This is a genomic window from Novosphingobium sp. TCA1 (assembly GCF_009811895.1).
GTDB lineage: Bacteria > Pseudomonadota > Alphaproteobacteria > Sphingomonadales > Sphingomonadaceae > Novosphingobium > Novosphingobium panipatense_A.
The window spans coordinates 119,568-133,135 of record NZ_BLJH01000008.1 but is presented as its reverse complement, the minus strand read 5'-3'; the positions used below and the strand labels follow the sequence as shown (position 1 = coordinate 133,135).

General features: G+C 66.3%; 13 protein-coding genes and 2 riboswitches. Of the genes, 8 read left to right on the top strand and 5 right to left on the bottom strand.

Annotation, left to right across the window (positions count from 1 at the left end; all coding sequences use genetic code 11):
* Positions 1–8: 8 nt before the first annotated feature.
* Positions 9–236, bottom strand: coding sequence for a CbtB-domain containing protein (locus NTCA1_RS11935; RefSeq protein WP_086491497.1), 228 nt, complete (start codon positions 234–236; stop codon positions 9–11).
* A 34-nt stretch (positions 237–270) separates the two neighbouring features.
* Positions 271–403, bottom strand: a riboswitch (cobalamin riboswitch).
* A gap of 29 nt (positions 404–432) precedes the next feature.
* On the opposite strand from NTCA1_RS11935, the gene NTCA1_RS11930 reads away from it, so the two are divergent.
* The 5 genes from NTCA1_RS11930 (at position 433) to bluB (ending at position 7,612) form a co-directional block, all read left to right on the top strand.
* Positions 433–1,014 (top strand): histidine phosphatase family protein, encoded by a 582-nt coding sequence (locus NTCA1_RS11930; protein ID WP_159830682.1) that lies wholly within the window; start codon positions 433–435, stop codon positions 1,012–1,014.
* A 28-nt stretch (positions 1,015–1,042) separates the two neighbouring features.
* Positions 1,043–1,295: riboswitch (cobalamin riboswitch) on the top strand.
* Between the two features lie 188 nt (positions 1,296–1,483).
* Complete coding sequence (gene cobW / locus NTCA1_RS11925) at positions 1,484–2,533, top strand: cobalamin biosynthesis protein CobW (RefSeq protein WP_159830681.1); 1,050 nt, start codon at positions 1,484–1,486, stop codon at positions 2,531–2,533.
* Positions 2,533–6,366: a cobaltochelatase subunit CobN gene (gene cobN / locus NTCA1_RS11920; protein WP_159830680.1), complete on the top strand. Its 3,834-nt coding sequence runs from the start codon at positions 2,533–2,535 to the stop codon at positions 6,364–6,366. The genes cobW and cobN overlap by 1 nt, the downstream gene beginning before the upstream one ends.
* A 2-nt stretch (positions 6,367–6,368) precedes the next feature.
* Positions 6,369–6,974, top strand: coding sequence for a cob(I)yrinic acid a,c-diamide adenosyltransferase (cobO, locus tag NTCA1_RS11915; RefSeq protein WP_159830679.1), 606 nt, complete (start codon positions 6,369–6,371; stop codon positions 6,972–6,974).
* A 2-nt stretch (positions 6,975–6,976) separates the two neighbouring features.
* On the top strand, positions 6,977–7,612 hold the full coding sequence (gene bluB, locus NTCA1_RS11910; protein WP_159830678.1) for a 5,6-dimethylbenzimidazole synthase: 636 nt from the start codon (positions 6,977–6,979) through the stop codon (positions 7,610–7,612).
* On the opposite strand, the gene NTCA1_RS11905 is transcribed toward bluB, so the two are convergent.
* A complete protein-coding gene (locus tag NTCA1_RS11905; protein ID WP_159830677.1) occupies positions 7,599–8,483 on the bottom strand; it encodes an ABC transporter substrate-binding protein in 885 nt (294 codons plus the stop codon). The two genes, bluB and NTCA1_RS11905, sit on opposite strands and share 14 nt — an antisense overlap.
* Positions 8,484–8,621: 138 nt before the next feature.
* On the opposite strand from NTCA1_RS11905, the gene NTCA1_RS11900 reads away from it, so the two are divergent.
* Together NTCA1_RS11900 and NTCA1_RS11895 are read left to right on the top strand one after the other, a co-directional pair.
* Positions 8,622–9,593, top strand: coding sequence for a FecCD family ABC transporter permease (locus NTCA1_RS11900; RefSeq protein WP_374705184.1), 972 nt, complete (start codon positions 8,622–8,624; stop codon positions 9,591–9,593).
* Positions 9,587–10,366, top strand: a complete 780-nt coding sequence (locus tag NTCA1_RS11895) for an ABC transporter ATP-binding protein (protein WP_159830676.1) — start codon at positions 9,587–9,589, stop codon at positions 10,364–10,366. Before NTCA1_RS11900 ends, NTCA1_RS11895 begins: the two co-directional genes overlap by 7 nt.
* Before the next feature lie 43 nt (positions 10,367–10,409).
* On the opposite strand, the gene NTCA1_RS11890 is transcribed toward NTCA1_RS11895, so the two are convergent.
* The 3 genes from NTCA1_RS11890 to NTCA1_RS11880 form a co-directional block, all read right to left on the bottom strand.
* Positions 10,410–11,408, bottom strand: a complete 999-nt coding sequence (locus NTCA1_RS11890) for a 4-hydroxyproline epimerase (RefSeq protein WP_159830675.1) — start codon at positions 11,406–11,408, stop codon at positions 10,410–10,412.
* A gap of 10 nt (positions 11,409–11,418) precedes the next feature.
* Positions 11,419–12,333: a dihydrodipicolinate synthase family protein gene (locus NTCA1_RS11885; protein ID WP_086491489.1), complete on the bottom strand. Its 915-nt coding sequence runs from the start codon at positions 12,331–12,333 to the stop codon at positions 11,419–11,421.
* A gap of 210 nt (positions 12,334–12,543) precedes the next feature.
* Positions 12,544–13,284 (bottom strand): LytTR family DNA-binding domain-containing protein, encoded by a 741-nt coding sequence (locus NTCA1_RS11880; RefSeq protein ID WP_236549270.1) that lies wholly within the window; start codon positions 13,282–13,284, stop codon positions 12,544–12,546.
* A gap of 28 nt (positions 13,285–13,312) precedes the next feature.
* Between NTCA1_RS11880 and NTCA1_RS28490 the strand changes: the two genes are divergently transcribed.
* On the top strand, positions 13,313–13,495 hold the full coding sequence (locus NTCA1_RS28490) for a hypothetical protein (RefSeq protein WP_201282478.1): 183 nt from the start codon (positions 13,313–13,315) through the stop codon (positions 13,493–13,495).
* The last annotated feature ends 73 nt before the right edge of the window (positions 13,496–13,568 follow it).

Here is a 13,568-nt window from a genome sequence, read left to right as displayed (position 1 = left end):
GGGTTATCTCAGTGGCAGGGAAAACCGAGGAGATGGCGTCCGTCATGCACGAATTCGTGGACGTACATGCCCTGGAACAGCGAAAAGGCGCCCTGTTCGGTGCTGACGAAATAGATGAAGATCACCGCCAGCAGCGTGCCGAGCACGGCCCAGGGCGCGATATCCTCCAGCGGGATGGCGCCTGCGCCTTCGACCGGAATGAAGGTATCATCGAAAACTGCGGCGGAAACAGCCATTGTCATGCTCCTTGGCGGGATTGCGCGTCCCCGGAAAACCTGTTGCCAAGAAGGAAGGTCTGGCTCTCGACGGGATGGTTCCCGTGCGATTACAGTGGCGCGACCGCGCCGGATTCTCACCGGCTTCTTCGATACTCGACACTGCCTCCTTAGGACTGCGCGGGGCGCGGCGTCAACGATCTCACGGAATTTACGCTTGGCGACGACACTCCTGCTGATCTCCATCGCCGCCACGGCATCGAGCCGCGAGGGTCGCTTCCCGAACCCTGCGGAGCCGCTCGATCCCACCGGTGCCCGCGACGCCGTGCGCTCGGCTTTGCCGGACCGCTTTCGCATCGCAGTGCATCGCAGCCCCGCCCGCGCAGCTGCCGAGACCGCTGCCGCGATGGGGCTGGCGACGCAGGAACAGGCCGCCCTCGCCGATCTCTCTCACGGTGCCTGGACCGGCCGCAGTTTCGCGGACATCGAAAGCGCCGAACCGGGATCGATTGAACGCTGGCTGGCAGATCCGACCCAGGGCGTTCCCGGCGGCGATTCGATGGAACAGGCGCGCAGGCGCGTCGGCGCATGGTTGGACGAGGTTGCCGCCTTCGACGGGCCGGTCTGCGCCATCACCCATCCGATGATCGTCCGCGCCGCCCTCTCCCACGCGCTCGGCTTGCCCTTGCACGCGACGCTTGCCGTCGATGTGGCGCCGCTCTCGCGCACGGTGCTTTCCTTCAACCGCACCTGGCGATTGCAGTCGCTGGGGCTTGCGAGCGAAAGCATGCCCAGCTAATCGCCGGATGGCCGGAACGCGAAGGCGTTTCGGCAAAGATCGCGCCGGTGCCCCGCAAGGGGCTTAATACGGGAACACGGTAGAGCTTCTCCCTTCAGAGTTTGCTCGAATCCGGGGCTGTCCCTGCAACTGTAAGCGGCGAGCGCGATGCACATCGCGGCGAGACAAGGATCTCCGCCGCAGCCACTGGGCCGGACGCTAAGTCATGCGAGGCCTGGGAAGGCCGTGCATCACGCCCTGACCCGCGAGCCAGGAAACCTGCCTGCGCCGATGTCGCTCTTGCCCGGGTCCAGGGGATGGCCAAGGCACGGTAACTCTTCCGTCTGAGCGACGTGATGCATGCGGCCGGGGCCGCAGCGGCATGCCGTGTCGGGCGCCCGTGCGCCGGTCCGATCCGGCGCGCCGCCATCGCTGCATTCGCGGCGGAAAGCCCCGCCGTTTCAGGTCGCTGGCGCGCGGGAGACGATACATGAGCAAAGTTCCCACCACCGTCATCACCGGCTTCCTCGGCGCCGGCAAGACGACGCTGATCCGCCACCTCCTCCAGAATGCCAAGGGCCGCCGCCTGGCGCTGATCATCAACGAATTCGGCGATGTCGGCGTGGACGGCGAACTGGTGAAGGGCTGCAACGACGAGGCCTGCCCGGAAGACGACATCGTCGAACTGGCCAACGGCTGCATCTGCTGCACCGTCGCCGACGATTTCCTGCCGACCATGCAGAAGCTGCTGGACCGCGAAAACAAACCCGATCACATCATCATCGAGACCAGCGGCCTGGCCCTGCCAAAGCCGTTGGTAAAGGCCTTCCAGTGGCCCGACATCCGCACCCGCGCCACCGTTGACGGCGTGGTCGCGCTGATCGACGCCGATGCCGTCGCGGCGGGCCGTTTCGCCACCGATGAGGCCGCGCTGGCGGCAGCCCGCGCGGCGGACCCGATGCTGGACCACGAGAGCCCGCTGGAAGAACTGTTCGAGGAACAGCTGGGCTGCGCCGACATGGTGGTGCTCAACAAGACCGACCTCGTCGATGCCGATGCCCTCGCCCATGTCGAGACGCTGGTGCTAGCCGAGACGCGCCCCGGCGTGAAGATCGTGCGTGCCGATCACGGCGCCGTCGATATCGCCGCGCTGCTGGGCATCACTGCCGCGGCCGAGGACGACCTCGATTCCCGCCCCTCGCACATCGACGGGCTGGACGAGGATCACGACCATGACGATTTCGACAGCTTCGTGGTCTCTGGTGGCGATGTGGTCGATCTCGAAGCCCTTCTCGCCCGCCTGAAGGACCTGATAGCAGAGCATGACGTGCTGCGCATCAAGGGCATGGTCGCAGTCCGCGGCAAGCCCAGCCGCCTTGTCGTCCAGGCCGTTGGCCCGCGCATCCAGCACTTCTATGACCGCGCATGGCTGCCGCAGGAAGCGCGCCGCACGCAGTTGGTTATCATCGGCCAGAAGGGTCTGGACCGCGCTGCCATCGAGGCGGGGCTTGCCGGGGTTCTCGGTACTGTAGACGCCTGATGCACCTGCTCTCCGCCACGCCGGGGACGATCTCCAACGGCGAGGAGGCGATCGACCTCGACCAGTCTCCCGGCGACATGGTGATCCTCACCGTGGCGGACAGCGAACTCGCCTGCTTCGCGGGCGCGGCGGCGCGCATGCCCGAAGGCGCACCCAGCATTCGCCTCGCCAACCTGCTGCAACTGCGCCACCCCTATTCGATCGACCTCTATGTCGAAAAGGTGATCGCCAAGGCCAAGTTCGTCTGCGTGATCCTGCTCGGCGGCAAGAGCTACTGGGGCTACGGCATCGACGAGATCGCCCGCGTCGCGCGCGAGAACGGCATTGCCTTCGCCGCCATTGCCGACGGGCGAGAGGCTGACCCCGCACTCGACCGCGCCTCCACCCTGCCCTCCGACCTGCGCGAGCGGATGCGCGACTATTTGCGGCAGGGCGGCACCGCCAATGCCCTGTCGTTCCTGCGCACCGCTGCACGCACCATCGGCCATGACACGGGCGAGCCGGACGATCCGGTGCCGGTGGCCGATGCCGGGCTCTACCTTGCCGGCACCGAGCGCGCCGGGCTTGCCGAAGTTCAGGCAGGCTGGACCCAAGGCCGCCCGCTGGCATTGCTGGTGTTCTACCGCGCACTGATGATCGCGGGCACGCTGGACGCCGTGGATGCGATGATCGCGGCACTTCAGGAGCGCGGCTTCAACATTGCCGCCGTCCACGTCCGCGCCTTGCGGGAGCCTTTCGCGGTAGACTGGCTGGGCGGATTGCTGGGCGAGATCGCGCCCGATGTGATCGTCAACGCCACCAGCTTCGCCTCCTCCTCCGCAGGCGACGATCGCAAGCCGGGCATTCTGGAAAAGGCGGACTGCCCGATCCTGCAAGTCGCCTTCGCGGGCGTCGAGGAAAGCGAGTGGCAAGGCGCCGCACGCGGCCTTGGCCCGCGCGATCTCGCCATGAATGTGGCGCTGCCCGAAGTGGACGGCCGCCTGTTCACCCGCGCCGTCGCCTTCAAGGCCGCCGAGCGTTTCGACGAAGTGACCCAGTGCGGCATCGTCGTCCCCCGCGTCGCACCGGACCGGGTGGCCTTCGTTGCCGATCTCGCCGCCAACTGGGCGAGCCTGCGCCGCACGGCATCCGCTGAGCGCCGCGTCGCACTGGTGCTGGCGAACTACCCCAACCGCGACGGACGCATCGGCAATGGCGTCGGCCTCGACACCCCCGCCAGCACCGCCGCGATCATCGCCGCGCTGGCCGAGGCAGGCTATGACACCGGCGATGCTCCAAGGGACGGCGCCTCGCTGATGCGTGTGATGACCGGCGGCGTGACCAACGACCTGACATCGCTGGACCGCGCGGGTGAAGTTTCGCTGCCGCTTTCGGCCTACGAAGCCGCCTTCGCAGCGGTGCCCGATAGCGCGCGCAAAGCCATGTCCGAACGCTGGGGAGAGCCGTCTGCCGATCCCTTCGTGCGGGACGGCGCGTTCCGTCTGCCGGTCCACCGCTTCGGCAATCTCGCCGTCGCCGTGCAGCCCGCGCGCGGCTACAACATCGATCCCAAGGCCAGCTATCACGACCCGGCCCTGCCGCCGCCGCACGCCTATCTCGCCTTCCACGTCTGGCTCGCGCAGGACTTCCGCGCGCAGGCGGTGGTCCATGTCGGCAAGCACGGCAATCTGGAATGGCTACCCGGAAAGGCCATCTCGCTCTCGCGCGCGTGCTTCCCGGAGATTTGCGCCGGGCCGCTGCCGCAGCTTTACCCCTTCATCGTCAACGACCCCGGCGAAGGCACGCAGGCCAAGCGCCGCATCGGCGCGGTGGTCGTCGATCACCTCACCCCGCCGCTGACCCGCGCCGAGACTTACGGCCCGCTAAAGCAGCTTGAGGCGCTGGTGGACGAATACTACCTCGCCGCCGGGATGGACCCGCGCCGCCTCAACCGGCTGAGGCGGGACATTCTCGATCTGGCGCGCAGCCACGGCCTCGACCGTGACGCCGAGGCCAGCGGCGACGATGACGACGCGCTTTCGGCCATCGACAACTACCTCTGCGAGCTGAAGGAATTGCAGATCCGCGATGGGCTGCATGTCTTCACCCGGTCACCCGAGGGCCGCTTGCGGCGCGACCTGCTGGTCGCGCTGGCCCGTACGCCGCGCGGGTATGACCATGCCGGGCAGGCCTCGCTGCTGCGGGCGATGGCGGACGATTTCGGGCTGGACTTCGACCCGCTCGACTGCCGGATGGGTGATCGCTGGGACGGTACGCGGCCGGAAGCACTTGCGGCGGTTTCGGATGAACCCTGGCGCACGCACGGCGACACCGTCGAACGGCTCGAACTGCTGGCGGCCAATTTGCTCGACCGCCTCTCCGCTCATCGTCACCCTGAACTTGTTTCAGGGTCCATCTCGCCGATAGACCCACCGGTTGAGGGCGAGAAATGGATGCTGAAACAAGTTCAGCATGACGGCAGCCTATCAGGAAATGGGTTGGGCGAACGCACCGCAGCCGTTCTTGACGCCATCCGCACCGACCTCGCCCCCCGCATCGACCTTTGCGGCCTGCGCGAGGCCGAGGCCTTGCTTGCCGGTCTCGATGGCCGTTTCGTGCTGCCCGGCCCCTCCGGCGCGCCCACGCGCGGGCGGCCTGATGTGCTCCCCACGGGACGCAACTTCTATTCGGTCGATACCCGCGCCGTGCCCACCCCCGTAGCCTGGGAACTCGGCCGCAAGTCCGCCGATCTGCTGGTGGAGGACTATCTCCAGCGCGAGGGCGAGTACCCCAAGGCCGTGGCCCTTTCCGCATGGGGCACCGCCAACATGCGCACCGGCGGTGACGACATCGCGCAGGCTCTGGCACTGATGGGCGTGCGCCCGCGCTGGGACTGGACTTCGGGCCGCGTGGTCGGCTTCGAGGTGATGACCGTGGCCGAACTCGGCCGCCCGCGCGTAGACGTGACCTTGCGTGTCTCCGGCTTCTTCCGCGATGCCTTCCCTGAACAGATCGACCTGATCGACAGCGCCGCGCGCGCGGTGATGGCGCTCGACGAACCGCTGGGCGACAACCCCGCCGCCGAGCGCCACCGCGCCGAAACCGCAAAATTGGTCGAAGATGGCGAGGCCGAAACGCAGGCCACCCGCCGTGCCGGTGCGCGCGTGTTCGGATCGAAACCGGGTGCCTACGGCGCCGGGCTTCAGGCGATGATCGACGAGAAGATCTGGCACGAGCGCGGCGATCTCGCCGATGTCTATCTCGACTGGGGCAGCTACGCCTATGGCGGCGGTGTGGAGGGCGACAGCGAACGCCAGTTGTTCGCCAATCGCCTCGCCTCGGTCGATGCCGTGGTCCAGAACCAGGATAACCGCGAGCACGACCTGCTCGACAGCGACGATTACTACCAGTTCGAAGGCGGTATCGCCGCCGCCGTCGAGCATCTGAAAGGCCGCGCACCGATCAGCTATCACAACGACCACAGCCGCCCGGAACGCCCGGTCGTCCGCACGCTGGAGGATGAGATCGGCCGCATCGTGCGCGGGCGGGTCACCAATCCCAAGTGGATCGCCGGCGTCATGCGCCACGGCTACAAGGGCGCGTTCGAGATCGCCGCCTCGGTCGATTATCTCTTCGCCTTCGCCGCCACGACCCACGCGGTGAAGGACCACCATTTCGACGCCGTCCACGCCGCCTTCATCGAGGACGAGGCGGTGCGAGACTTCATGGCGCAGGCCAATCCCGCCGCCTTGCGCGAAACCGCCGCGCGCCTTGCCGAGGCGCTGGAGCGCGGCCTCTGGAAACCCCGATCTAACAGTGCGGGCCTGACGCTCGCGGCCCTCTCAGGAGCATGACCATGGTGCAACGTACCGACGAACAGCACGCCGAGAAGATGAAGAAGAAGCAGGCCGCGCATGACAAGATCATGGCCGGAAAGACGGTCGAAAAGGGCCTGCTGATCGTCCACACCGGCAAGGGCAAGGGCAAGACCACCGCCGCGCTGGGTATGGTGGTCCGCGCCATCGGTCACGGCAAGAAAGTGGGCGTCGTCCAGTTCGTGAAAGGCGCCATGACCACCGGCGAGAAAGTCGTCTTCGATGCCTTCCCCGATCAGGTCGAGTTCAAGCCGATGGGCGAAGGCTTCACCTGGAACACGCAAGACCGCGCCCGCGACATCGAACTCTCGCGCGAGGCGTGGGAAGAAGTGAAGCGCATGATCGCCGATCCGGCCTATGACATGGTGCTGGCGGACGAACTCAACATCGTGCTGCGCTACGACTATCTGCCCCTCGACGAAGTGCTGGAAGTGCTGACCGCGCGCGGCGAGATGAAGCATGTGCTCGTCACCGGCCGCAACGCGCCCGAGGCACTGATGGACGCGGCCGATCTGGTCACCGAAATGACGCTGGTAAAGCATCCGTTCCGCTCCGGCGTGAAGGCGCAGGCGGGCATCGAATTCTAGGCATGGCGCCGCAGTTCGGTCCCGAATTCCAGCACGAACTGGCCGAGCTGCTGGCCTGGCGCCGCGACGTGCGCCATTTCCGCCGCGATCCGCTGGGCGAAGAGCTGGTGGCCGAACTGCTGGAGGCGGCGCAGCTTGCGCCCTCGGTCGGCAATTCGCAGCCTTGGCGCTTCGTGCGGGTACGCTCGCCGGACTTGCGCGAAAAGTTGGCAGGCCATGCCGATAGCGAAATCGCGCGCGCCGGAGCCTCCATGCCCGCCGACCGCCGCGCCGCCTATGCCGCGCTGAAGCTCCACGGCATGCGCGAAGCCCCGGAAGTGATCGCGGTGTTCTGCGACGATGCCGCCAGTGCGGGAAGCGGCCTCGGCGCCGCGACGATGCCGGAAACGCGCGGCTTTTCGGTGGTACTGGCGATCCATACGCTGTGGCTGGCCGCTCGTGCGCGCGGCCTCGGCCTCGGCTGGGTTTCGGTGGTCGATCCCGCCCATGTTACCCGGCTGTTGGAAGCGCCTCGCAACTGGCGCCTGATCGCGCTGCTCTGCATCGGCCACCCGGAAGAGCCGGACGTGAGGCCGGAACTGGAACGAAAGGGATGGCAGGCCCGGCTGGACTGGCGCGCGCAGGTCAGCGAGCGTTGACTTGCGCCGCCATCGCTCTCGCCGCCTTCACATAGGCGGGACCGCCGCAGACCGTCCACGCCTGGGGAATGGCGATACGCGGAATGCCGCGCAGGATCGGGTGGTGCAGCATCTCTGTCCCCTGGTCGGTCACTTTCTGCGTCGCGCTGTCGATGACGATGAAGTCCGGCTGCGCCGCCGCCATTTCCTCCAGGCTCATCTGCGAAAGCGAAGGCTTTCCGAGCTTTCCGGCCAGATTGACGAGGCCGACGCGGGTCATCAGATCGTCGATCAGCGTGCCTGTGCCGGTGAGGTAGCCGCGCCGCTGGTAATAGGCCGCCACTTTGCCGCTACTGCCCTTCGGCAGGCGGGCAAGCTGCGCATTCATGCGCGCGATCAGCGCCTCGCCCCGCTCGGGATGGCCCACCGCACGGGCGACGTCGCGGATCGATTTCAGGATGCCCTCATAGTCATGCGCGGACTTGAGATCGAGGGAGCGATACTGCTGCTTCTTGAGAACGGCTATGGCCGGATTGCGGCGCGCGGGCATGCCGATCACCAGATCGGGATCGGCCGCCAGCACTTCTTCCGCCGCTCCCCCGAAGACGGGAAGGCTAGCCGCCGCCCCGGCCACGTCCGACATGTTCGGATCGGAGGCATAGCGGGTCAGGCCCGCGATCTGGCTGCGATCCGCCAGAGCCACCAGCAGCTGGTCCGCACAGAGATTGAGCGAGACGATTCTGCGGGGCGCGGCAACCTGCGCTGTATCGGCCCCTATCTCGGCAGACGGAGTATCCGCGGACGAGACCGAGCCGCCGATGGCCGCTAGCGCGATGCACGCCGCGAGACGGGGGACAAGACGAACATATCGATGGATTTTTCCGGTGCCCATGGCATGGGCTTCTTAACAACACGGACCCGGGACACAAGCGTGACGGGGCAACTGATCCCATGCGAGGTTTTCGTGCAGAGCCCCAATTCCGTTCCATCCAGGCCCGCCCCATCCCGCCATCCGGCGCTTGTCCCCCTTCTGCTTCTGGGTCTCGTGCTGGTGACGCTGGCCTCGTTCGGGCTCGGCCCGGTGGCGCTGGGGCCGGAGCGGATCGTCGCGGCGCTGTTCGGCTACGGAGGCGGAGGCGAAGACCGGGTCGCCCGCGCCATCCTGTTCGACTTGCGCCTGCCCCGCACCGTGATCGGGCTGATGGTCGGCGCCATGCTCGGCCTTTCGGGCGCCGTCCTGCAAGGCTACTTGCGCAATCCGCTGGCCGAACCCTCGGTGCTGGGTGCGTCGAACGCTTCGGCACTGGGCGCGGTGATCGCGCTCTATTTCGGGATTTCCGAATGGAGCCCGGTCATGCTGCCGATCCTGTCGATCCTCATGGGCCTTGTCGCCATCGGCCTGCTCTTCGCCCTGGCCGGACGTTCGGAAAGCCCGCTGAGCCTCATCCTCGCAGGCATCGCGGTTTCCACGCTGGCGGGCGCGGGAATCAGCCTGGCGCTCAATCTCTCGCCCAATCCCTTCGCGGCCATGGAGATCATGTCCTGGCTTCTCGGCTCGATCGAGAACCGCACGATAGACCACGTCTGGATCGCCCTGCCCTGCATCGTCGTCGGCGCGGCACTGCTGCTGGCCCATCCGCGCGCGCTGGACGCGCTTTCGCTGGGTGAGGACGGCGCGCGATCTTTGGGCGTGGACCTGCGCCGCACCCGGCGCCGCCTGATGCTGGGGGTGGCGATCGGCGTGGGCGGCGCGGTGGCGGTATCGGGTGCGATCGGGTTCGTCGGCCTGATCGTTCCGCATCTGGTGCGTCCCATGACCGACCGCAGCCCTTCCGCGCTACTGCTGCCCTCCATGCTGGGCGGCGCGGTCCTGCTGACCGGCGCCGATATCCTGGTGCGCCTCATTCCCAGCGATGCGGAACTCAAGCTGGGCGTCGTCACGGCCTTCCTCGGCGTTCCGGTCTTCCTCTTCCACCTGCTTCGGGAGCGCCGCCTGTGGTGACCATCGCCATCGAGAACCTTGAGGTCCGCCTGGCCCGCCGCGAAGTCTTGCGTCAGGTCACCGCGACCTTCAGGCCCGGAGAACTGGTGGGCGTGATCGGCCCCAACGGCGCCGGAAAATCCACGCTGGTTCGTGCCATGCTGGGTTTCGTCCCGGCATCGGGCGGCCATGTCACTATCGACGGCAAGGCGCTGACAGCGCTTCAGCCGCATGACCTTGCCCGCAAGGTGGCCTATCTGCCGCAAGGCCAGACCCTGCATTGGCCGCTCACGGTCGAGCGTCTGGTCGCGCTCGGGCGGCTGCCGCACCTTGGCCCGATGTCCCGGATTTCGGAAGCGGACCGGCTGGCCGTGCAGGAGGCCATGGCCCGCGCCGACGTGACCGGGCTTGCCGCGCGCGTGGCCACCGAACTTTCCGGCGGCGAGCGCGCGCGCGCCATGCTGGCCCGCGCGCTGGCGGTAGGCGCCCCGGCACTGGTGGTCGACGAACCATTGGCTTCGCTCGATCCGGGACACCAGATCGACGTCATGGACCTGCTCGCGCGCGAGGCGCATGACGGCAAGCTGGTGGTCGCCGTGCTGCACGATCTAACGATGGCCGCGCGCTACTGCGACCGGCTGCTGCTGGTGGATGACGGCAAGCTCGTTGCCGATGGCGCGCCTCGGGACGTGCTCACGGCGGAGCGCCTTCGCGCGGTCTACGGCGTGACCAGCCATGTCGACATGGCCGGACCGCTGCCTTTCGTGGTGCCGCTGAAGCGGGCGAAAGGCTGAAGGCGGGAGAGGATCGCGCGGGGGTCCCCTCTCCCGCCCGGCTTCAGGTAACCTGGAAACCGGCCCAGAAGGGGTCGGCCCGGTCGATCCAGATTGTGTTGAAGCCGGTGGCAATGGCGGAACCCTCGATCGAGGGAATGATCGCCAGCTTGTCGCCAAGCATGACTTCCTGCTCGACGCGGCCGATGAAGCGACTGCAGATGTAGCTTTCGTGGACGAAGCTCTCGCCCTGCTTCAGGCGGCCAGTGGCGTGAAGATGCGCGATACGCGCCGAGGTGCCGGTGCCGCAGGGACTGCGATCGATCGCCTTGTCGCCGTAGAACACCGCATTGCGGCCATCGGCGCCTTCATGCTTGGGCTTGTCGGCCCAGAGCACGTGGCTGACGCCGCGGATGGTCGAATCGAGCGGATGAACCGGCTCGTACTTCGCGCGCACAGCTTCGCGGATACGCCCGGAAAGCTCGATGATGCGCGAGGCACCGAAGTCGTCCAGACCCGTATAATTGCCCTGGGGCTCGACGATGGCGTAATAGTTGCCGCCATAGGACACGTCGATCGTGAGCGGGCCGATGCCTTCCACGTCCACCTCGATGCCGCGCTCGGCGACATAGGCGGGGACGTTGGTGATACGCACTGAAGTGACCTTCTGGCCCTCGGTCTCGTAGGCGATCTCGATCACGCCCGCCGGAACCTCGACGCGCAGCCTGCCCGGCGTCGCGGGCTGGATCAGGCCGTGTTCGAGCCCGAACGTCACCATGCCGATGGTGCCATGACCGCACATCGGCAGGCAGCCGGAAGTCTCGATGAACAGGATGCCGATATCGTTGGCAGGATCGCAGGGCGGATAGAGGAACCCGCCCGACATCATGTCGTGCCCACGCGGCTCGAAGCAGAGACCGGTACGGATCCAGTCGAAGCGCGACAGGAAATCCTGCCGCCGCTCTGACATCGAGGAGCCCTTCAACAGCGGAGCCCCGCCCGCCACGAGGCGGACGGGGTTACCTGCCGTATGACCGTCGATGCAGAAGAATGTGTGCCGCATCGACGCTCCCTCAGGCTGCTGCCGCGACCGTCAGGTCGGGACGGGTGGCGGCGGCCTTCTCGACCATCGCGATCACTTCCGCACGGCGCGCGCCTTCGAGCACGTAGCGCGGAGGCAGGACGCGTTCCGAACCGCGGCCCATGACCTGCTCGGCCAGCTTGATCGACTGGACGAGGTCATGCTCGGCATCGAGGTGGAGGAGCGGCATGAACCAGCGATAGATTTCCATGGCCTTGGCATGGTCGCCGCGCTCGAAGGCACGGACCAGTTCCACCGATTCCTTCGGGAAGGCGTTGGTGAGGCCCGAAACCCAGCCCTGCGCACCGAGGTAGAGACCTTCGAGCGCCACGTCGTCGAGGCCCGCGAACAGGGTGTAGCGATCGCCGAACTCGTTGCGGAAATCGGTGAAGCGGCGGGTATCGGGCGCCGATTCCTTGACCGCGACGATGTTCTTCACATCGACCAGAGCGGCAAGGACGTCCTTGTCGATCACGGTGCGGTAGGCGGGCGGGTTGTTGTAAAGCATGATCGGCAGGCCGGTCTGCTCGGCAACGCCCTTGAAGTGGGCGACAAGTTCATGCGCCTTGGTCACGTAGACCATCGGCGGCAGCAGCATGAGGCCGTCGGCACCGGCCTTCTCGGCAGCCTGCGCGTAGCGCACGGCGCGGCGGGTATCGAACTCGGAAACGCCGGTGACGACCGGAACGCGGCCGTTCACGGCTTCGACGATGGCCGAGAGAACCTGGACCTTCTCGTCATATTCGAGCGAATTGTTTTCACCCACGGTGCCGAGCGCGATGACGCCGGTGACGCCGTCGTTGATCAGATCGTCGACGACGCGCTGGGTGTCGGCGAGATCGATCGACAGATCCTCACGGAGCTGCGTGGTGACTGCCGGGAATACACCCTTCCAACCAATTGCCATGTAAATTTCTTCCTACTCTCTCTGAATTGAGATATCGTATACGATATTACGAAGTGTGCGACAATTGCAAAATTCGCATAGGTTCGATTTTTTGCGCATCCGTTCCTGGTGCACACAAGCGTGCCGAACGAAAATACAGGTCTATCGCTTGAAAATGGCGCAGCACCGGCTTCAGGCCGCCAAGGCCATGCACCATCACCCGTAGCCCGCTCAGGCGGATTGGCCGGTCAAGAAACCTTTATGCTCCAGCCGTGATACCGAGTCTCTCGCGATCGGCGCAACCGCGCCATTGATCAGGGTCACGCTCCGGCTCCGTCCATCGGCCTCCACCGAAGCGATTCCGCCATCTGCAATCCACCAGCTGCGATGCACCTGTTCGCCCGGCCGCCCTTCCATCTCGGCGATGGCGTCTCGCAGCCTCATCAGCACGAGCTCGCTGCCCGATGCCCCATGGACGCGGACGTAGTGATCTTCGCTCTGCAACGCGACGACGGGCCCGCGAAATCCCGGCGCGAGGCGGCGCAAGAGACGCGGAGAGTCCTCCTGCTCCGGCAGGGGCAGCGCTTCGGCATCGGGCTGGCGGGCAAGATTTTCGATCGGGTGGTGCGATACGCCTTCGGCGTCCTTTCTGACGAAGGCATGGCCAAGCTGGTCATCCACCCGCTGCGCCCAGACCGTCACGATCAGCACCCCGATCGCACTCAGGATGGCAAAGGGCAGGATGCCGGCGAAACCGTTCAGGCTGTGAAAGAAGGCATCCGCGCTCCAGCTCCACAAGAGGGCAAGGGGGAAACTGGACAGGAATACGCCCGAACAGACCATCGGCCGCAGCGGCAGTGCGGTGGCGATGGCAACGGTTCGCCAAAGCAGGATGGAGGGGCGGACGAGCACATAGGCCCCCATCAGCTGCATCCACCAGCGCCCGGTCCGGGCCGCGAAATCGCCGTCCATGTAGGTCCCGAAAGGCCCAAGGAAACCGATGATCGCCGCAAACACGACCATCGCCCACATTTCGATCAGGATGCGGCGCAACCAGATCACGCAAAGCATCCCCGTTCACGGTGCGCGAGCGGGCAATTTCCTGTTTTTCTGCCGATCTGGACCATTGCACGAAAAGCGTAACGTAAAACAGTTTGCCCGCCAATCGCGGCGCGTCACCTGAACGAGATCAGCGCCGGGGCGACGGATCACCTGCCCGGTGAAACTTCAGGAGACCGCCATGAACACCATTCGCC

Bases quoted from the DNA above. Each gene is read 5' to 3' on its own strand.
- NTCA1_RS11935 (WP_086491497.1), bottom strand. From the start codon at position 236: ATGGCTGTTTCCGCCGCAGTTTTCGATGATACCTTCATTCCGGTCGAA.
- cobW (WP_159830681.1), top strand. From the start codon at position 1,484: ATGAGCAAAGTTCCCACCACCGTCATCACCGGCTTCCTCGGCGCCGGC.
- cobN (WP_159830680.1), top strand. From the start codon at position 2,533: ATGCACCTGCTCTCCGCCACGCCGGGGACGATCTCCAACGGCGAGGAG.
- cobO (WP_159830679.1), top strand. From the start codon at position 6,369: ATGGTGCAACGTACCGACGAACAGCACGCCGAGAAGATGAAGAAGAAG.
- bluB (WP_159830678.1), top strand. From the start codon at position 6,977: ATGGCGCCGCAGTTCGGTCCCGAATTCCAGCACGAACTGGCCGAGCTG.
- NTCA1_RS11905 (WP_159830677.1), bottom strand. From the start codon at position 8,483: ATGGGCACCGGAAAAATCCATCGATATGTTCGTCTTGTCCCCCGTCTC.
- NTCA1_RS11890 (WP_159830675.1), bottom strand. From the start codon at position 11,408: ATGCGGCACACATTCTTCTGCATCGACGGTCATACGGCAGGTAACCCC.
- NTCA1_RS11885 (WP_086491489.1), bottom strand. From the start codon at position 12,333: ATGGCAATTGGTTGGAAGGGTGTATTCCCGGCAGTCACCACGCAGCTC.
- NTCA1_RS11880 (WP_236549270.1), bottom strand. From the start codon at position 13,284: ATGGACGGCGATTTCGCGGCCCGGACCGGGCGCTGGTGGATGCAGCTG.
- NTCA1_RS28490 (WP_201282478.1), top strand. From the start codon at position 13,313: ATGATCGCCGCAAACACGACCATCGCCCACATTTCGATCAGGATGCGG.